The 18,478-nt window shown below is 67.6% G+C and carries 16 protein-coding genes; 10 read left to right on the top strand and 6 right to left on the bottom strand.

Annotated features, from left to right (window positions below):
• Positions 1-394: 394 nt before the first annotated feature.
• Positions 395-1,285, bottom strand: a complete 891-nt coding sequence (locus ACWEWT_RS37165; RefSeq protein WP_452565594.1) for a RecB family exonuclease — start codon at positions 1,283-1,285, stop codon at positions 395-397.
• Positions 1,286-1,369: 84 nt separating this feature from the next.
• On the opposite strand from ACWEWT_RS37165, the gene ACWEWT_RS37160 reads away from it, so the two are divergent.
• Entirely contained in the window at positions 1,370-2,203 is an 834-nt protein-coding gene (locus ACWEWT_RS37160) for a tRNA (adenine-N1)-methyltransferase (RefSeq protein ID WP_452565593.1), read from the top strand.
• A gap of 77 nt (positions 2,204-2,280) precedes the next feature.
• Here ACWEWT_RS37160 and ACWEWT_RS37155 read toward each other — a convergent pair whose 3' ends face one another.
• Positions 2,281-2,826 carry a nuclear transport factor 2 family protein gene (locus ACWEWT_RS37155; protein ID WP_452565592.1) on the bottom strand — a complete coding sequence of 182 codons (546 nt, stop codon included), beginning with the start codon at positions 2,824-2,826 and terminating at the stop codon, positions 2,281-2,283.
• A gap of 179 nt (positions 2,827-3,005) precedes the next feature.
• Between ACWEWT_RS37155 and arc the strand changes: the two genes are divergently transcribed.
• From arc to ACWEWT_RS37135, 4 genes are all read left to right on the top strand, one after another.
• Positions 3,006-4,766 (top strand): proteasome ATPase, encoded by a 1,761-nt coding sequence (gene arc / locus ACWEWT_RS37150; RefSeq protein WP_452565591.1) that lies wholly within the window; start codon positions 3,006-3,008, stop codon positions 4,764-4,766.
• Positions 4,767-5,012: 246 nt separating this feature from the next.
• Positions 5,013-6,539, top strand: a complete 1,527-nt coding sequence (locus ACWEWT_RS37145) for a glycosyltransferase family 39 protein (RefSeq protein WP_452565595.1) — start codon at positions 5,013-5,015, stop codon at positions 6,537-6,539.
• A gap of 85 nt (positions 6,540-6,624) precedes the next feature.
• Positions 6,625-6,990, top strand: a complete 366-nt coding sequence (locus tag ACWEWT_RS37140) for an arsenate reductase family protein (RefSeq protein ID WP_452565590.1) — start codon at positions 6,625-6,627, stop codon at positions 6,988-6,990.
• A gap of 128 nt (positions 6,991-7,118) precedes the next feature.
• Positions 7,119-7,796, top strand: coding sequence for a TIGR00266 family protein (locus ACWEWT_RS37135; protein ID WP_452565589.1), 678 nt, complete (start codon positions 7,119-7,121; stop codon positions 7,794-7,796).
• Between the two features lie 276 nt (positions 7,797-8,072).
• Here ACWEWT_RS37135 and ACWEWT_RS37130 read toward each other — a convergent pair whose 3' ends face one another.
• The 4 genes from ACWEWT_RS37130 to ACWEWT_RS37115 all read right to left on the bottom strand — a co-directional run bounded on the left by ACWEWT_RS37130 (position 8,073) and on the right by ACWEWT_RS37115 (position 12,443).
• Positions 8,073-8,630, bottom strand: coding sequence for a dihydrofolate reductase family protein (locus ACWEWT_RS37130; protein WP_452565588.1), 558 nt, complete (start codon positions 8,628-8,630; stop codon positions 8,073-8,075).
• A 1-nt stretch (position 8,631) separates the two neighbouring features.
• Positions 8,632-9,552 (bottom strand): helix-turn-helix domain-containing protein, encoded by a 921-nt coding sequence (locus ACWEWT_RS37125; RefSeq protein WP_452565587.1) that lies wholly within the window; start codon positions 9,550-9,552, stop codon positions 8,632-8,634.
• 64 nt (positions 9,553-9,616) lie between these two features.
• Entirely contained in the window at positions 9,617-10,960 is a 1,344-nt protein-coding gene (locus tag ACWEWT_RS37120; protein ID WP_452565586.1) for a DUF3533 domain-containing protein, read from the bottom strand.
• A gap of 277 nt (positions 10,961-11,237) precedes the next feature.
• The gene (locus tag ACWEWT_RS37115; protein ID WP_452565585.1) at positions 11,238-12,443 is read right to left on the bottom strand and encodes a DUF418 domain-containing protein; all 1,206 of its coding nucleotides are present in this window, start codon (positions 12,441-12,443) and stop codon (positions 11,238-11,240) included.
• 92 nt (positions 12,444-12,535) lie between these two features.
• Between ACWEWT_RS37115 and dop the strand changes: the two genes are divergently transcribed.
• From dop to pafA, 5 genes are all read left to right on the top strand, one after another.
• On the top strand, positions 12,536-14,035 hold the full coding sequence (gene dop, locus ACWEWT_RS37110; protein ID WP_452565584.1) for a depupylase/deamidase Dop: 1,500 nt from the start codon (positions 12,536-12,538) through the stop codon (positions 14,033-14,035).
• Between the two features lie 164 nt (positions 14,036-14,199).
• The gene (locus ACWEWT_RS37105; RefSeq protein ID WP_030521323.1) at positions 14,200-14,394 is read left to right on the top strand and encodes a ubiquitin-like protein Pup; all 195 of its coding nucleotides are present in this window, start codon (positions 14,200-14,202) and stop codon (positions 14,392-14,394) included.
• The gene (gene prcB / locus ACWEWT_RS37100; RefSeq protein ID WP_452565583.1) at positions 14,391-15,263 is read left to right on the top strand and encodes a proteasome subunit beta; all 873 of its coding nucleotides are present in this window, start codon (positions 14,391-14,393) and stop codon (positions 15,261-15,263) included. The genes ACWEWT_RS37105 and prcB overlap by 4 nt, the downstream gene beginning before the upstream one ends.
• Complete coding sequence (prcA, locus tag ACWEWT_RS37095; protein ID WP_452565582.1) at positions 15,260-16,012, top strand: proteasome subunit alpha; 753 nt, start codon at positions 15,260-15,262, stop codon at positions 16,010-16,012. The genes prcB and prcA overlap by 4 nt, the downstream gene beginning before the upstream one ends.
• 589 nt (positions 16,013-16,601) lie before the next feature.
• Positions 16,602-17,960 carry a Pup--protein ligase gene (gene pafA / locus ACWEWT_RS37090; RefSeq protein ID WP_189093968.1) on the top strand — a complete coding sequence of 453 codons (1,359 nt, stop codon included), beginning with the start codon at positions 16,602-16,604 and terminating at the stop codon, positions 17,958-17,960.
• Positions 17,961-18,478: the final 518 nt, after the last annotated feature.

The raw sequence follows: 18,478 nt of genomic DNA, 5'->3' as shown, positions 1-18,478 counted from the left end.
AGGCCTCGAAGCGCATGCGCGAAGCGCGAGTCTCGAGGCCTGAACGGCGGGACACCAGGGGGCCTCGACCCCGCGACGCCGAAGGCGGCGCCAAAAACACAGCCCGATCTACCCGGTTCCGCACTGCGGGCATTCTGCCGCCGCGCTCTGTGGCTCCGAGACCGTGACGAGTCCCGGAGACCGAACGGTCGGTCGTCCCGGGGAGGTGAGCAGGCCGAGCGCGGTGGGCCCCACCGGGTATAGGTCGCGACAGCCGCGCAGTACGACTCGTACGCCCGCCCCAGGCGGTCGGCGGCAGCATTCGGGACGCGCCCCGTCCCGACGCTGCGCGGATGGCTGTCCGGCGAGAGGTGGTTGTCGCACAGCCTCTGGATGCCCGGCCATCAACACATTTTTATACCGATTCGGCGAAGGTATCGTCCGTGGGTTCGTCGCCCGCGGGCCAGCCGGGATACGGCGGGGGAGTGCCGTCGAACGCCGGGCACAAGCTTTTGTAGGCGCAGTAATCACACAGCCAACTCGGATTCGGCGGAAAATCTCCGGTACGGCCAGCGGTGCGCACCGCGTCCCACAGGGCGGTGAGGGTGCGTTCGAACCGGAGCAGCTCCTCTTCGTCCGGGGTGTAGGTGAGTAGTTCGGCGTCGGCCAGGTAGATCAGGCGCAGCTGGGTGGGGACCACCCCGCGGGTGCGCAACAGCATCAGTGCGTAGAACTTCAGCTGGAACAGCGCCCGGGTCTCCCGGGTGGGGCCCGGCGACCGGCCGGTCTTGTAGTCCACCACCCGCAGTTCGCCGGTGGGCGCCACATCGATACGGTCCACGAAACCGCGGAGCGGGGCACCGTCGGGCAGTCGCACCTCGAGCCGCGTCTCGCACGATTCGGGGTCGAACCGGCGGGGGTCCTCCAGTCGGTAGTAGGTGCGCACGAGAGCCCGGACCTCGTCCAGGAAACCCGCGACGTCCAGACCGCCGGCGAGCAGTTCGGCCGCCTCGGGGCGTTCGTCGAGGACCCGCGCCCAGGCGGCTTCGGCCAGTGCGGTCGCATGCTCGGGATCGCGCTCCGCGGCGGGCAGGGTGTAGAGGTCTTCCAGGACCGCGTGTACCACGGTGCCGCGTACTGCCTGCCGGGTCGGCGGTTCCGGGATCCGGTCGATGGTGCGCAACCGGTATTTCAGCGGGCACTGCTTGAAATCCGCTGCGCGCGAGGGGGACAGCGCCGGACGGATGGGTGCGGAAGCCGGTTCGAGACCGGAACCGGCCGGGGGCGTGCTCGGTGGCGCTGACATACCTGGCAGGCTATCCGGCGGCACCGACACGGTGCCGCGCCCGGTGATCGGTCCGGGCGCAGTCCTCATCGCGAACGGAGATCCATGACGGCCAGACGGACCGGGCCATTCGTCGTCGGCGACCGGGTGCAGCTGACCGATGCCAAGGGCAGGCTGTACACGGTGTTGCTGGAACCGGGTAAACAGTTCCACACCCATCGCGGCGCCATCGACCACGACGAACTCATCGGCGCCGACGAGGGCACGCTCGCCCATTCGAACAACGGCACGCCCTATCTGGCCCTGCGCCCCCTGCTGACCGACTATGTGATGTCCATGCCACGCGGGGCGGCGGTGATCTACCCCAAGGACGCCGCGCAGATCGTGCACGAGGGCGATATGTTCCCCGGCGCGCGGGTACTGGAGGCGGGTGCCGGTTCGGGCGCGCTGACCTGCTCGCTGCTCCGCGCGGTGGGGCCGGACGGGGCGGTGGTCTCCTACGAGATCCGCGAGGACCACGCCGAGCACGCGGTGCGCAATGTGGAGCGTTTCTTCGGTGAACGCCCTGCGAACTGGCAGCTCACCGTGGGCGATGTGGCCGACTACGACGGTGCGCCCGTGGACCGGGCGGTGCTGGACATGCTCGCGCCGTGGGATGCGCTGCCCGCCGTATCGCGGGCGATCGTGCCCGGTGGCGTCCTGATCGTCTACGTCGCGACGGTGACCCAGCTGTCCCGGCTGGTGGAGGCGCTGCGCGAACAGCAGTGCTGGACCGAACCGCGGTCCTGGGAGTCGATGGTGCGCGGCTGGCACGTGGTGGGTCTGGCGGTACGGCCCGAGCACCGGATGCAGGGCCATACGGCCTTCCTGGTGAGCGCCCGGCGGCTCGCGGAGGGGGTGGTGACCCCGAAACCGCAGCGCCGGCCGTCGAAGGGCTGAGCGGGCGTTACGAACGGCCGCGGGACCACGGAAATGCCGGATACGCCGGCGGCTCCGTGGTCCCGCGGGTCGCGGGCCTAGGCCGGCGAGCAGGGGATCTGGGCGAAGCTGAACAGCACACAGGCGCTGGCATCGGAGAGCTTCCAGGTGCCGTCCTCGTGCTCCCAGGTCATCGGCATGGGCGGGGCGCTCTGGCCGGTGGGGCTGGTGATGGTGGTCCGGCCGGTGGCGGTATCACCGTCGACTGTGATCTCGCCGACCTGGAAGGCGATACCGCGATAGGTCTGGAGCGCGGCGTTGAGCTGCTCGAGGATGCCCCGGCGGTTCTCGCCGTCGTCGATCAGCTTCACCTTCTCGTCCACCGGGACATCCGGGTTTGTGATCTGCTCGAGGTTGGACTGTAGGCTCTGCGCGGTGGGCGCCTCCGCGGTATCCCCGTGGTCGTGATCGTGCGCCGCAGCGCTGGTGGTGGCCGCGGCACTGCTGGGGGCAGCGCTGCTCGCGGCAGTTCCGGTGCCGTCGTCGTCGGACCCGCAGGCCGTCAGGCCCAGCGCCAGTGCGGCGGCTGCGGCCGTAGCCGCCGCGACGCGGGACAACCGCAGTGTCCGTGCGGGAAGTTGCATAGCTGGCAACCTTTCGGCTAGTCGGTGAGCATGCCCACCGTAAATGGGTTAGGGCAGGCTAACATGGTTTGACCAGCAGACAGCCGCGGACCAGATGTGATCACGACGAAATCGTGTCGGACAGCGCAAACGGGCCGCGCCCGGTAGCGTTGATAGACCGGGACTGGGAGGAGCAGCACATGAGCCCCATCGAGAATTCGGATTCGGCGGCCTGGAGAGAACTCGAGGCAGTACGCGCCGAAGCGGCTGCACTCCGGAGGCAACTCGCCGACTCACCGGATCGCTCACGGGAATTGGAAGCCCGTATCGATTCGCTGACCATTCGCAACACCAAGCTGATGGATACCCTGAAGGAAGCGCGGCAGCAACTCGTCGCGTTGCGTGAGGAGGTCGACCGGCTCGGTCAGCCACCGAGCGGATACGGGATTCTGATCGGGGTGTACGAGGATCAGACCGTCGACGTGTTCACCTCCGGCCGCAAAATGCGATTGACCTGCTCGCCGAACATCGACACCACGACACTGGCCTACGGCCAGACCGTCCGCCTCAACGAGGCGCTGACGGTGGTCGAGGCCGGGATGTTCGATGCGATCGGTGAGATCGGCACCCTGCGGGAGATACTCGACGGAGGCCGTCGCGCGCTCGTCGTCGGGCATGCCGACGAGGAGCGGGTGGTCTGGCTGTCCGGGCCGCTGACCAAACTCGCCGATGCCGACGATCTGGAGGATCCGGACTCCCCGATTCGCAAACTGCGGCCCGGCGACTCCCTGCTGGTCGATACGAAGGCCGGATTCGCGTTCGAACGTATCCCCAAGGCCGAGGTCGAGGATCTGGTGCTGGAAGAGGTGCCCGATGTCGGTTACGAGGACATCGGTGGTCTCGGCCGCCAGATCGAGCAGATCCGGGACGCCGTGGAGCTGCCCTTCCTGCACAAGGACCTCTTCCGCGAGTACGCGCTGCGCCCGCCCAAGGGCGTGCTGCTCTACGGTCCGCCCGGTTGCGGTAAGACGCTGATCGCCAAGGCGGTGGCGAATTCGCTGGCCAAGAAGATCGCCGAAGCGCGGGGCGAGGATGCCAAGGAAGCGAAGTCCTACTTCCTGAACATCAAGGGTCCCGAGCTGCTGAACAAATTCGTCGGTGAGACCGAACGCCATATCCGGATCATCTTCCAGCGGGCCCGGGAGAAGGCGTCGGAAGGTACACCGGTGATCGTGTTCTTCGACGAGATGGACTCGATCTTCCGCACGCGTGGTTCCGGTGTCTCCTCGGATGTGGAGACCACGGTGGTGCCGCAGCTGCTGAGCGAGATCGACGGCGTGGAAGGGCTGGAGAACGTCATCGTGATCGGCGCCTCCAACCGCGAGGACATGATCGATCCCGCGATCCTGCGACCCGGCCGGCTGGACGTGAAGATCAAGATCGAGCGTCCGGACGCCGAATCCGCGCAGGACATCTTCTCCAAGTACCTCACCGAGGGACTGCCGCTGCACACCGACGATCTCGAGGAGTTCAAGGGCGACAAGGTGGCCTGCGTCAACGCCATGATCGAACGGGTCGTGGACCGGATGTACGCCGAGAGCGAGGACAACCGCTTCCTGGAGGTCACCTACGCGAACGGGGACAAGGAGGTCCTGTACTTCAAGGACTTCAACTCCGGCGCCATGATCCAGAACATCGTGGACCGGTCCAAGAAGTACGCCATCAAGTCGGTGCTCGACACCGGTAATCCGGGTCTGCGGATCCAGCATCTCTACGATTCGATCCAGGACGAGTTCTCCGAGAACGAGGACCTGCCCAACACCACGAATCCGGATGACTGGGCCCGTATCTCGGGTAAGAAGGGTGAGCGGATCGTCTACATCCGCACGCTGGTCACCGGGAAGAACGCCAGTGCCAGCCGGGCGATCGATACCGAATCGAATACCGGCCAGTACCTGTAGATTCCGTCGACCGTGGGGCCGCGCCGCCGAAAGGGGCGTGGCCCCACGGCTGTCCGGATCGTCCGGTCGGCTCATTCGCGTACCGGTTCGGCTACCTCTGAAGTGGTATCGGCGGTACTCCGCAATGCTCAGGTACCGCCCGTGACAACCGTCCGGAAATCGTTCCGCCGGGCGACGGCAGCGCATCTCATGCCGGGATAGGTTCCGAGGGTCCGGTATCGAGCCCAGGAGTACCCCGTGACCACCATGACCGATACAGGCCCGCGGCGGTCCGCGGCGCACCCGGAGCCTCCGTTCGCCACCGGACCGGTACTCGGGGTCGCTGCCGTGGCAGCCGTGGTGCTGATCGTCTCCGCGACCCGCTACGGGTACTTCGGGGACGAGCTGTACTTCCTGGCCGCGGGCCGGCGGCTGTCGGCGGGATACGCGGACCAGGGGCCGGTGCTGCCGGTGCTGGCCGCGGTGATGGACGGTATCGCGCCGGGCTCGCTGGTGGTGCTGCGACTGCCCGCGATCGTCGTCACCGTGGTAGCGATGGTGATCAGCGCCCTCATCGCCCGGGAACTCGGTGGCGGGCGGGGCGCCCAGGTGCTCACCGCGGTGGGATACGCGACCTCGCCGTTCCTGCTCATGCAGGCCAAGACTTTGTCCACGAACGCGATCGATACCGCGCTGTGGGTGCTGATCACCTGGTTGGTGGTGCGCTGGGTCCGGACCCGCCGCGACGGTCTGCTGCTGGCGGCGGCTCTGGTCACCGCGGTCGATATTCAGGTCAAATGGCTGATCCCGTTCTTCTGGATCGCGGTGGCGGTGACCTCGCTCGCGCTCGGCCCCCGCGAACTGGTGCGCCGGCCGCTGCTCTGGGCGGGCGGCGCGGTCGTCCTGCTCGTATCGCTGCCCTCGCTGCTGTGGCAGGCCGGTCACGGCTGGCCGCAGCTCGCGTTGACGGCCGCTGTACGGGAGGAACAGCAGTACACCGGCGGTCCGGTGGCTTTCGTACCCTTGGCGGTACTGCTCGCGGGCGTACTGGGCGCGGTACTGCTCTGCTACGGCCTGTGGGCGCTGCTCCGGCACGAATCGCTGCGCCCCTACCGCTTCCTGGGCGCGACCACCGTCGTACTGACCGTGGTCTTCCTCGTCACCGGGGGACGCGTCTACTACCTGACCGGTATGTACGGGGTGCTCTTCGCGGCCGGCGCCGTGGCACTGGCCGGTGCGGTGGAGCGGGCGAAAACGACAGGTCGACGGCGGGTGCTGGTCGGCTCGGGGGCGGTACTGACGGCGCTGTCTCTGGTCATGATCCTGGGGTCCACTCCGTGGCAACCGGCCGAGGACATCGAGCCGCCCGCGGACGACGTCGCGGCCGCGATGAACATCGGCCTGTACGGCGAGTTCGGCTGGCCGGAACTGGCGGCCGGGGTCGTCGCCGCGCACCGGACGCTCACTCCCGCCGAACAGTCGCGCTCAGCGGTGCTCGCGGGCAGCTACTGGCAGGCCGGCGCCCTGGATCAGCTGGCGCGCGACGAACTGCCCGGGGTCTACAGCCCGGCACGGGGATTCGGGTACTTCGGTGCGCCACCGGATTCGGCGACGATGGTGTGCGTCGGCGGCGACGAGGACCGGTTGCGTGCGCAGTTCGCGGTGTTCGAACCGATCGGGCGGGTCGACACCCGGCTCGGGTTCCTCGACAACACCCGCGATGTCACGCTGTGGAAGTGTGCGCAGCCCCGGCGTCCGTGGTCACAGGTGTGGCCCGAGTGGATGCATATGTAGTCCGCCCGCGGTACTGCGTGAACGGCTTCGGCCGGTCACCCCGCGGCGGTGTCGGGCAGCGTGGGGCCGGGTTACGCTCGGCGCTATGAGCACTCCGGAAACCGAGATCTGGCACAACCCGCGCTGCTCCAAGAGCCGGGCCGCTGTGGCACACCTGGACGAAGCCGGAATCGACTATTCGGTCCGCCGGTATCTCGACGATCCGCCCACCGCCGCGGAGATCCGCGCGGTGCTCGACCGGCTCGGTGCGCAACCGTGGGATATCACCCGCACCGGTGAGGCCGTCGCGAAGGAACTCGGGCTGGCCGGGTGGGGCCGCACCGAGGCCGACCGGGACCGCTGGATCGCAGCGCTCGCCGAGTACCCGCAGCTCATCCAGCGCCCCATTGTGTTCACCGCTGGGCGCGCTGTGGTGGCCCGCGACGCTGCTGCTCTGGATTCGCTGGCGTGACCCGCCCACCGATTGCCCGGGTGTAACGCTCGTGCGTTGCCGGCCGGTCGGCTCGGCGCCGACGATACCGGCGGGTACCCGTCGCCCGTACGGTACGTGCGAGGACACGATGGCGGTAGTGTCGGCTCATGAAAGTTGAACTGCGGCACAATCCGTCGTCGACGGTGGCCCGGTGCGTGCTGGCGGGCGGGGAACCGGTCCGAGTGGAATCCGGTGCCATGGTGGCGCATTCGGCGGGAGTGACTCTCGAGGCCAAGGCCGAGGGGGGCATCCTGGCCGGTCTGAAGCGCTCGATGCTGTCGGGTGAATCGTTCTTCGTCTCCACCTTCACCGCGCCGCAGCAGGGCGGCTGGGTGGATGTGGCGCCGTCGCTGCCCGGCGATATGCTGGCGCTGCAGATCGCGCCGGACCGGCCGTATTTCATCAGTCGCGGTGGCTGGATCGCGAATTCGCCCGGTGTGCAGGTGGAGAGCAAATGGGGCGGTTTCGCGAACCTGTTCGGGGGTGAGGGCGGGTTCGGCCTGCGCGCGTCCGGTCAGGGGGAGGTCGTGGTGGGTGTGTTCGGCGCCATCGATGTCATCGATCTGGCCCCGGACGAGCCGGTCACCATCGATACCGGACACGTGGTGGCCTACGACCTGTCGATCCGGTTCAGCATCCGGCGCGCGGTTTCGGGGCGCTCGCTGCAATCGCTGAAATCCGGGGAGGGCCTGGTCTTCGATTTCGTCGGCCCGGGCCGGGTCCTGCTGCAGACCCGTAATCCCAGCGCCTTCGCCTCCTGGACGGCATCGGTTTCCTCGGGCTAGGCGAAACCTCCGCATTCGCTCCGGCCGTGCGCTTCCTGCGAAACCTCCGCATTCGCTCCGGCCGTGCGCTTCCTGCGAAACCTCCGCATTCGCTCCGATCGCGGGAATTGTGCGTGACAATCGGCCTCTGCTCCGGCCGTGCGGCTCTTCCTCGGCGTTTGCTGCGTCGTGTGTTTCCGGTGTACCGGCGTCCGGCCCGAGTGGGAGTTCGGATGGGCTTCGCCCGAGAGTGTCGATCCGGTGGTGCGGTCGTCTCGGGGACGACCGCACCGGGTATCAGTCGTTCGGAGCCACGACCGCGTAACGCGCGCAGGCGAATTCCCCGTTGTGGACCGCTTCGGTGAGGCGCAATTCCAGTCGGCGCGGCAGCAGCGGCGCTCCCGCGCCGAGTGTTACCGGGGCGATCGAGACGATCACCTCGTCCAGCAGCCCGCGGTCGGCGAACTGTCCGGCGAGTTCGCCGCCGCCGATGACCCAGCGATTCTTCCCGGCCGCCGCCTCGGCCATCGCCTTGTGGACCAGTTCGACCGGGTCGCTGGTGAACCGGATATCGCCGTCGGTGCGCGGTGCGAATTCACGATGTGTGCACACCCAGGTCGGGACCTCGTAGGGCCAGGGCTCCGCGCTCTGATTGTCGAGCAACCATTGATAGGTGTTGGCGCCCATGACGATTGCGCCCACCTCCGCCATGAACGCGTTCATCCCCATGGGGCCGTCCTCGTCGGCCGTGCGGGTCAGCAGCCAGTCCAGGGAGTGGTCGGTGGTGGCGATGAAACCGTCGAGGCTGGTCGCCGTGTTGTAGATGGTCCGGGGTGCGGTCGCCGGGGTGGTCATGTCAATCTCTCCTTCGCAGCCAGTCGATCGGGTCGCCCCAGCCGACCGGGTCATCGGGTGATGTCCCGCGGATCCAGTACCGCACCAGCTGGCGGCGATACGCGGAATAGGTGAGCACGTGCGCGACTACGCTGCCCAGGACGAAACTCTCCGGTGGTTCGCACAGGGCGTCGATCAGCGTGTCGCCCCAGCCGCCGCGCCGGTCGATCTCGCGGACCGTACCCAGCCAGCGCGGGCCCACCTCGTCGAGACGGGCCATGAGCGCGGGTGGATCGTCGCCGCCGCCGACGGGGGTATCGGCTCCCTCGATCGAGGCCAGCCATACCTCCTTGCTGCGGATCAGGTGGTGCAGTACGGCGGCGACCGAATCCTCGGGACCGTCCCACGGCAGTACCGTCCCGTAGGTCCCGCGCGGGCGGCGGAACTCTTCCTCGGTCAAACCCGCCGCCGCTTTCACCAGCAGTGCGGTGTCCTCGAGGTCGTGGTGCAGCAGCAGTGCGGTCGGGTCCATATCGGAGCGTCCCTTCGGTTCCCCCTCGACCCACAGCGACATGGGGGGATGGAAATGAATACCGTTCGCCGCCGGCAGCCAGCGCGGGGTACGGCCGGTCAGCGGCGGGGTCGCGCTCGGTGGATGACCGAACGCACGGGTGAACGCCCGGCTGAACCCCTCGACCGTGTCGTAGCCCGCGGCGAAGGCCGTCTCGGTGACGCCCGCGCCACCGCCGAGCTGCCAGCAGGCGCGTTCCAGCAGTACCCGCCGCCGCAGGCCGACCGGGGATTCGCCCGTGCCGCGACTGAACTGCCGGGCGAAGTGGTATCGCGACGAATAGGCGCCGGCGGCCATCTGCCCGAGCGTGGTGTTGTCCTCGTCGAGAACCGCGTCCAGCAGTTCCCGCAATCGGTCACGTCGGTTGCTCACCCGTCGAGTCTGTCGGTTCGACCGCCCGCCGCGCTTGACCGATCTTGCGCAAGTCGGTCCGTGCTCAGCGGTTGCTGCGGCGCTCCAGGCCCTTCCGGTCGTAGAGGATCGTGAAGACCAGGCCGAGGACCAGCCCGACCGCCAGCCCGAACAGGCTCATCCCGACCCCCCGCGCCAGCCCGGGATTGCCGTGGGCGTCGAAATACAGAATCGCGCGGATACCCAGATAGATCTGGTGCATCGGTTCGAACGCGGCCAGCCAGGCCATATAGTGCGGCGTCGCCTCGAGCGGAATGGTGGCGCCGGCCGAGGGCAGTCCGAGCACGATGAACAGGATCAGGTTGATCAGCAGGCCGGCCGAGCCGAACACTGCCAGCACCGACAGTGCGGTGACCCCGACCGCGATGATCGCCAGGGTGCCGAAGAGGAACAGGGCCAGGCTGTGGTCCAGCGGCATATCCAGCAGAGCGGCGATACCGACGAACAAACCGGACACAATCGGCGCCGCGACGGCGATCACCCCCCACTTCAGCAGCAGGGTGCGCACCCGGGAATGCGGGGCGGTCGGGTGGTGGACGAACCACGGTCCGTATTCGGTAGGAACGAAACCGAGCGCCGAATCCACCATGGTGTGCACGATCATGGCGCCGGTGAAACCGGCCAATACCACCAGCAGGGTGTAGAAGAAGGCGGACAGTCCCTGCCCGGTCCCGTCCGGGAGCGGCCGGTACGGCTCGATGAGGACCTGGATCGGTTCGGCCAGCATCAACCGGGCGGCGCCGGAGATCTCGGTCCCGCCGCCCGGTCCCGCCTTCAGTTCGTCGTCGACCGTGGCCGTCAGCTGCTTGCCGACCTCCGCGTTCACCTGGATCAGGGCCCGGCGGGCGACGGTCTGGGTGATCTGGGTGGCGTAGGTGCCGGTGCGGGGATTGGTCACCACGGTGATCACCGGCTGCTGGATATCGCCGGGCACCACACTGCCCGCGCCGAGGATCGACAGTCGTTTGGACAGATCGCTGGGCAGGATGATCGCGCCGTAGACCTCGCCGTTGTCGAGCAGCCGCTGTGCCTCGCCGATACCGGTCACCCGCAGATCGACCTTGTCCGCGGGGACCCGCTCGGTGAGTGCCGCGGTGATCTGGTCGCCGATATCCATCCGCTGTCCGTCGCGGATATCGCCGTCGTCCTGGTTCACCAGCGCGATCGGGAAATCGTGCAGGTTCTTCTCCGGGTTCACCACGTAGCCCAGATACATCGTCGACAGCAGGGCCATCAGCAGCGTGACCACCACGATCGGGCCCGCCCAGATGCGGATACGCCGCCGGACCCGCGTGCGGGTGTCGATATCGCCCTGTTCGCCCGTTACGGCGTGGGCGCCGGGTTCGTCGCCGGTGCTGTCGGTCCCCATCGTGTCCTCCGTCGAAGCTGCGCTTCCGGCCCGGGTTCGCGGGCCGGTCGTCTGCCGGTACGGCCGGGTCAATGGTGGCAGCTACCCGGGCCGGTGGCGGTACTGCGGACGGGTGTGTCTGCTCACTGTGGCGGGCGTATCAGCGCTGCGCATCGCGCTATGTCAGTGCTGCGCATCGCGCTGTGTCGGCTGAGCGCACCGCGCTGTGTCGGCCGAGCGCGCCGCGCTGTGTCGGCCGAGCGCACCGCGCTGTGTCGGCCGAGCGCCTTGCGCTGTGTCAGCTCACCGCCTCGCGTGGTGCCCGATTCAGCAGCCGGTAGCTCGAATGCCAGAGCCACTCCACCGGACCGCGTTCGAACCGGCGCAGCCAGAGGTGGGCGAAGAGTGTGATCACCGCGCACACCGTCAGATAGATCGCGACGGTGAAGGGCACCCGGGCCTCCGGGGCGAACCGCGCGGCGAGCCCGAATCCCCAGCCGTAGCAGAGGATCGACGCCACCAGATTCTGCAGGATGTAGCAGCTCAGCGCGGCCCGGCCGATCTCGGTCAGCCGGCGTCCGGCGAAACCGGGACGCGGGCGGCGCAGAGAGAACTCGGCGACGAGTGCCAGGATGCCCAAAGCGACCACCGGCGCCACCAGATAGCGGGTGACCAGCACCAGATCACCGCCGCCGAGCAGTCCGGCCAGCAGATCGATCGGGGCGGCCACGCCGAAGCCCACGAGCATCAGGCGGCGGCGCAGCCGCGCACCCTCGGGCAGGAACACTCCGGCATGGAACAGCCGCGCGCCCACCAGGAACAGCGCGATCGACAGCGGCAGGATGACGATCGCCTCGGCGCGGAACACCAGGGCGTGCTCGGCCCGGAACAGCACCAGATCCCAGAACGACCCGTCGGCGTACGGGTTCGGCGACAGCGGTGCTCGTTCCCGTGTCCCGGCCGGCTCGGATACCAGCAGCGAGGCGAGGTAGAGCGCGATCAGGGTGAGGTGTACGCCGAGCATTGTGTAGAGCCACCGGCCCTGTGCCCGGCCGCTGCGAGTGAGCAGGAACGCGACGATCAGACCTGTCACCGCGTAGCCCATGAGCACATCGAATTCGGCGATCAGGAGGAAATTGAGCAGACCGTCGAGGAACAGCAGTCCCGCGCGCAACGGGTAGCCGCCCGGCCAGGGCCGCCGGGCCCGCCGGGCCGAGCTCTGCTGAATGGCCAGCCCGATACCGAACATCACGGTGAGCAGCCCCAGGAACTTGCCCTGCGCCAGTTGCTGCAGCACCTTCTCGGCCCACATCCAGCCGTCGGCGGGGGACGTCGAGATCCGGTGCAGATAACCGCTGAGACCCTCCGGGTCGGTCAGTATCCAGACATTGGTGCCCAGCGTGCCCAGAATGGCGATTCCGCGCAGCACATCCAGTGCCGCGAGCCGGGACGGACGGGACGGGTTCGGTCCGGGAACGTGCGGGTCGGCGACGGTGCGGGTCATGATCAGAGCATGTGGTGCGGTGGTCCGCCACGGCATCGGCCGGAAGTACCACTCGACGGATGATTCGCCGTCCGTCGCCTACTCTCGAACGCATGCAGCGCATCATCGGTATCGAGGTCGAATACGGGATCTCCACGCCCACCGAGCCGTCGGCCAACCCGATCCTCACCTCTACCCAGGCGGTTCTGGCGTACGCCGCGGCCGAGGGGGTGCCGCGCGCCAAGCGCACCCGATGGGACTACGAGGTCGAGTCGCCGCTGCGCGACGCCCGCGGTTTCGATCTGAGCCGGATGAACGGTCCGGCACCGGTGATCGACGCCGACGAGGTCGGCGCGGCGAATATGATCCTGACCAACGGTGCCCGGCTCTATGTCGACCACGCGCATCCGGAGTATTCCGCCCCCGAGGTCACCGATCCGCTGGACGCGGTGATCTGGGACAAGGCCGGCGAGCGGGTGATGGAAGCGGCCGCCCGGCACGCCTCCAGCGTCCCCGGCGCACCCCGGATGCAGCTGTACAAGAACAACGTCGACGGCAAGGGCGCCTCCTACGGCACCCACGAGAACTATCTGATGAGCCGCGAAACCCCGTTCAACTCGGTCATTCTCGGACTCACCCCGTTCTTCGTGTCCCGCCAGGTGATCTGCGGGTCCGGCCGGGTCGGGATCGGGCAGTCGGGGGACAACGCCGGCTATCAGCTCTCCCAGCGTTCGGACTATATAGAGGTCGAGGTCGGACTGGAGACCACACTCAAACGCGGCATCATCAACACCCGCGACGAACCGCACGCCGACGCCGACAAATACCGCCGGCTGCACGTGATCGTCGGTGACGCCAATCTGGCCGAGATGTCGACCTATCTGAAGGTCGGTACCACCGCGCTCGTCCTCGACCTGATCGAATCCGGCGCCGATCTGTCCGATCTGCAACTGGCCCGCCCGGTCACCGCGGTCCACACCATCAGCCACGACCCCACCCTCCGTGCCACCGTCGCGCTGGCCGACGGCCGGGAACTGACCGGGCTGGCGATCCAGCGGCTGTATCACGAGCGGGTCGCGAAATTCGTCGAGGAGCAGGGCAACGACGACGAGCGGGTACGCGATGTGCTCGACAACTGGTCGATGGTGCTGGATCTGCTGGAACGCGACCCCATGGAATGCGCCGATCTGCTCGACTGGCCGGCCAAACTGCGCCTGCTCGAAGGGATGCGCAGCCGGGAGGGGCTGGGCTGGGCGGCGCCGAAGCTGCATCTGATGGATCTGCAGTACTCGGATGTGCGGCTCGACAAGGGGTTGTACAACCGGCTGGTGGCGCGCGGGTCGATGAAACGGCTCGTCAGCGAACAGCAGGTGCTCGACGCCATGACCAAGCCCCCCACCGATACCCGCGCCTACTTCCGGGGCGAATGCCTGCGCCGCTTCGGCGCCGATATCGCCGCCGCCAGCTGGGACTCGGTGATCTTCGACCTGGGTGGTGATTCGCTGGTCCGGATCCCCACCCTGGAGCCCCGGCGCGGGACCAAAGCGCATGTCGGGAAACTCCTCGACGGTGTCGATACAGCCGCTGACCTGGTGCGACAGCTCACCACCTGAATGCCGGCCGGCCAAGTCCCGGTGGTCGCGGCCACCGGGGTGGGACGTAATCCGACTACGTGTCGTCCGGGCTGGGTAGTGTTGAAGGACGAGCACAGGAGTGCTCACGATTCGTCCGGTCCGCGAGCGCGGCCGGTCGGTGGAAACAGAGGAGGTCGGCTGCGATGGCACAAGAGCAGACCAAACGCGCCGGGGGCGGCGACGATGACGAAGGCGTCGACGGCGTAGATGCCGCGGGCCAGGAGCGGCGCGAGAAGCTGGCGGAGGACACCGACGACCTGCTCGACGAGATCGACGATGTGCTCGAAGAGAATGCCGAAGACTTCGTTCGTGCCTACGTGCAGAAAGGTGGCCAGTGACCGCAGGTGACCCCTTGCGTCTCCATCTGGGGTACGCCCTCTCGTCCTTTTCCGAACATCTGCGTCAACACGCACCGGATCTCCTGCCGGGTAGCGGATTCGACGCCCTGAGCCAGCCCACCGCCGCCGGAAAACCCGGCGGCGGTGCCGCGGGGGATATCGCACCGCACGGCACCACCGTGGTGGCGGTGTCCTATCGCGGTGGTGTCCTGATCGCCGGTGACCGGCGCTCCACTCAGGGCAATCTGCTGGCGGGCCGCGATGTGGAGAAGGTCCATATCACCGATACCTACTCGGCGACCGGTATCGCCGGGACCGTGGGCATGGCCATCGAACTGGTCCGCCTGTTCGCGGTGGAACTCGAACACTACGAGAAGATCGAGGGCGTATCCCTCACCTTCGACGGCAAGGCCAACAAGCTCTCGAAGATGGTGCGCGACAACCTGCCGGCCGCCATGCAGGGCCTGGCAGTGGTGCCGCTGCTGGTCGGCTACGACCAGCAGGCCACCGATCCGGACCGGGCCGGACGGATCGTCTCCTACGACGTGGTGGGCGGGCGCAGCGAGGAGCGGTTCGGTTTCACCGCCGTCGGCTCCGGGTCCATGTTCGCGCGGACTTCGCTGAAGAAGTTGTACACCAAGGGGATCGACGCGGACCGCGCACTGCGGATCGCGGTCGAGGCCCTGGTGGACGCGTCCGACGACGATACCGCCACCGGCGGGCCGGATCTGCTGCGCGGGATCTACCCGACCGCGATCCTGATCGATGACGAGGGCGCCCTCGAGGTGGCCGAATCCCGGCTCGAGGAGATCGCGCGCGGTATCGCCGCCGACCGTCAGGCCGCACAGGAAGGGAGCGCCCGGGCATGACCCTGCCGCTGTATGCGTCCGCCGAGCAGATCATGCGCGACAAGACCGAGCTCGCGCGTAAAGGTATCGGCCGGGGCCGCAGTGTCGTGGTGCTCGCCTACGACAAGGGTGTGGTGTTCGTGGCGGAGAATCCGTCGGCGACCCTGCACAAGGTCAGCGAACTCTACGACCGGACCGGTTTCGCCGCCGTCGGCAAGTACAACGAATTCGAGAACCTGCGCCGGGGCGGCATCCTGCAGGCCGATCTGCGGGGCTACCAGTACGACCGGCGCGATGTCACCGGACGGGCGCTGGCCAACGCCTACGCGCAGGCACTGGGATCGATCTTCACCGATCAGCTGAAACCGTACGAGGTGGAGATCTGCGTCGCCGAGGTCGGGTATCCGGAGCAGGAGCCCGAATCGGTTCTCTACCGGATCACCTTCGACGGATCGATCGTCGACGAACGCGAGTACGTGGTGATGGGCGGTACCACCGAACCCATCGTCAGCGCGCTCAAGGATTCCTACCGCCCGGGCCTGGACCTGGCCGCGGCGATCCGGGTCGCGGTCGAGGCATTGCAGTCCAGCGAGGGCGCGGACAAGGACAAACGCGCCCTCGGCGTCGGTTCGCTCGAGGTCGCAACCCTGGAGCAGGCACGGCCGCGTCGGGCGTTCCGGCGGATCGGGCGCCCGGCCCTCGAAGAGCTGCTCGGCTCGGCGGGCGAGGCCGGTGCGGCAGAGCCGGAAACGGGCGGAAAGCCGGACTGAGCAGGCCGGCCTCGCGCCGGACGGAGATTCACGGGTCGCGCACCGGACAACGGTGCGCGACCCGTTTACGTGAGATGTGATGTGCGGTGTGCGGTTGGCCGTCCATAGGTTGGTGACCATTGGGCACCTACAGTGCTGTGAGCCTGTCCAGGTTGGTCACGACGTATGTCGGCACACACCATAGGTCCACTCTCGATGGCCGGTGTCCTGGTCGGGGCTTGCCCCGATCCGGGGAACAGAGCGAGGAGCGCAACGGTCGAACGCGTGCGGGCGGTCATCCAGCGCCGGCGACCACTGAGCACTGACGGAGTCTCGGCCCTACCGAGGCTGCGGTCACCGGGTACATCCGCACATCATCTGTTCACTCCGGACGGTCTCCGTTCGAGGTCGGGGCCCGCACCGGCTGCGGACCGACGGAGAGCAGGAGGAAGCGACTGAGCGGAGGAGGGAAGAGTCGGGGTGGACAGTGCCCCGACCCCGCCCAGCCGGAGGCCGGGCAAGAAAACACAGCACAATCGTTGCCAAGCCGTATACATCGGGTTTTCCGCACTGACCCGCAGGAATCATTCCGCGCTGTAATCTCGATAGTGTGCAGCGACGAATTATGGGGATCGAGACCGAATTCGGTGTGACGTGCACCTTTCACGGACACCGCCGGCTCAGTCCTGACGAGGTGGCCCGGTATCTGTTCCGCCGGGTGGTTTCCTGGGGACGCAGTTCCAACGTGTTCCTGCGAAACGGCGCCCGGCTCTATCTCGACGTCGGTTCGCATCCGGAGTACGCCACCGCCGAATGCGACAGCCTGGTCCAGCTGGTCACTCATGACCGGGCCGGGGAGCGAGTACTGGAGGAGCTGCTCATCGACGCCGAGCAGCGCCTCGCGGAGGAGGGTATCGGCGGGGACATCTACCTGTTCAAGAACAACACCGATTCGGCGGGCAACTCCTACGGATGCCATGAGAACTTCCTGGTCGTGCGGGCCGGTGAGTTCTCCCGGATCTCCGATGTGCTGCTGCCGTTCCTGGTCACCCGGCAGTTGATCTGCGGGGCCGGCAAGGTGCTGCAGACACCGAAGGCGGCGACGTTCTGCCTGTCGCAGCGGGCCGAGCACATCTGGGAGGGCGTCTCCTCGGCGACCACTCGGTCGCGCCCGATCATCAATACCCGCGACGAGCCGCACGCCGATGCCGAGAAGTACCGGCGCCTGCATGTGATCGTGGGCGATTCGAATATGGCCGAGACCACCACCATGCTCAAGGTCGGTACCGCCGCGCTGGTGCTGGAGATGATCGAGGCCGGGGTGTCGTTCCGCGATTTCGCTCTGGACAATCCGATCCGGGCCATCCGCGAGGTCAGCCATGATCTCACCGGTCGCCGCCCGGTGCGGCTGGCCGGGGGGCGGCAGGCCAGCGCCCTGGATATCCAGCGCGAGTACTACGCCCGCGCCGTGGAGCATCTGCGCAACCGGGATCGTGATCCGCAGGTCGATCAGGTGGTCGATCTGTGGGGCCGCACCCTGGACGCGGTGGAATCGCAGGATTTCGCGAAGGTCGATACCGAGATCGATTGGGTGATCAAGCGCAAGCTCTTCCAGCGCTACCAGGACCGCTACAGTATGGAACTGTCCGATCCCAAGATCGCCCAGCTGGATCTGGCCTACCACGACATCAAACGCGGTCGCGGTGTGTTCGATCTGCTGCAGCGCAAGGGTCTGGCCAAGCGGATCACCGAGGACGACGCGGTCGATGCCGCTGTCGATACCCCGCCGCAGACCACCCGGGCCAAACTGCGCGGTGATTTCATCACCGCCGCCCAGGCCGCCGGCCGCGATTTCACGGTCGACTGGGTGCACCTCAAGTTGAACGACCAAGCCCAGCGCACCGTGCTGTGCAAGGACCCGTTCCGCTCGGTGGACGAACGGGTGGATCGCCTGATCGCTTCGATGTGATCGTTCGCCCCGGGCGCCGATCGGACCAGGTCCGGTCGGCGCCCGGGGCGTTTCGCCCGAAATCCACCGCGCTGCGGTTGCCGTATACGACGAGTCGGCCGAGGCGGATTCTCCCGGCCGTTCGTGATTACCTGGCCGGCCTGCCGGAAGGCTCCTCGGCCGCGGACCAGTGGGGCGGAACTCGCCACCGCCGGACGCGTCGCCGACGAATACAACGTCGCGCCCAGAGGTGACATCCTCGCGCCGGAGCATTCACATCTGGGAACCCGACCGGGCACGACCTCCTCCACCAAGCTATCCGGACAGCTCGGACCAGCACCTCCAACCCCCGGCTGGTCTGCTTCTAGAGCTCAGCCGCCCAACCGGCCCGTAATGGGCTGGGCAGACCACAGAGCCTGCCGATCCGAGAAGCGGCTGTTTCGGCCCTCGACACCGGCACCCACGCCGCGGCCGATCCCGAAGTTCTTCTGCGCAACGCGATAGCGGAATGCGATCCGGCTCCGCTGCTGATGGCGATG

This window comes from Nocardia sp. NPDC003963 (assembly GCF_053605105.1).
Note: the sequence above shows the minus strand (reverse complement) of the source record. Positions and strands in the feature narration are given on the sequence as shown.

What these genes read in the sequence shown, in the direction of transcription:
- ACWEWT_RS37105 (WP_030521323.1), top strand. Translation starts at nt 14,200, where the DNA reads ATGGCACAAGAGCAGACCAAACGCGCCGGGGGCGGCGACGATGACGAA.
- ACWEWT_RS37115 (WP_452565585.1), bottom strand. Translation starts at nt 12,443, where the DNA reads ATGACCCGCACCGTCGCCGACCCGCACGTTCCCGGACCGAACCCGTCC.
- ACWEWT_RS37165 (WP_452565594.1), bottom strand. Translation starts at nt 1,285, where the DNA reads ATGTCAGCGCCACCGAGCACGCCCCCGGCCGGTTCCGGTCTCGAACCG.
- ACWEWT_RS37135 (WP_452565589.1), top strand. Translation starts at nt 7,119, where the DNA reads ATGAAAGTTGAACTGCGGCACAATCCGTCGTCGACGGTGGCCCGGTGC.
- ACWEWT_RS37145 (WP_452565595.1), top strand. Translation starts at nt 5,013, where the DNA reads ATGACCGATACAGGCCCGCGGCGGTCCGCGGCGCACCCGGAGCCTCCG.
- ACWEWT_RS37155 (WP_452565592.1), bottom strand. Translation starts at nt 2,826, where the DNA reads ATGCAACTTCCCGCACGGACACTGCGGTTGTCCCGCGTCGCGGCGGCT.
- ACWEWT_RS37160 (WP_452565593.1), top strand. Translation starts at nt 1,370, where the DNA reads ATGACGGCCAGACGGACCGGGCCATTCGTCGTCGGCGACCGGGTGCAG.
- ACWEWT_RS37120 (WP_452565586.1), bottom strand. Translation starts at nt 10,960, where the DNA reads ATGGGGACCGACAGCACCGGCGACGAACCCGGCGCCCACGCCGTAACG.
- ACWEWT_RS37140 (WP_452565590.1), top strand. Translation starts at nt 6,625, where the DNA reads ATGAGCACTCCGGAAACCGAGATCTGGCACAACCCGCGCTGCTCCAAG.
- dop (WP_452565584.1), top strand. Translation starts at nt 12,536, where the DNA reads ATGCAGCGCATCATCGGTATCGAGGTCGAATACGGGATCTCCACGCCC.
- ACWEWT_RS37130 (WP_452565588.1), bottom strand. Translation starts at nt 8,630, where the DNA reads ATGACCACCCCGGCGACCGCACCCCGGACCATCTACAACACGGCGACC.
- arc (WP_452565591.1), top strand. Translation starts at nt 3,006, where the DNA reads ATGAGCCCCATCGAGAATTCGGATTCGGCGGCCTGGAGAGAACTCGAG.
- prcA (WP_452565582.1), top strand. Translation starts at nt 15,260, where the DNA reads ATGACCCTGCCGCTGTATGCGTCCGCCGAGCAGATCATGCGCGACAAG.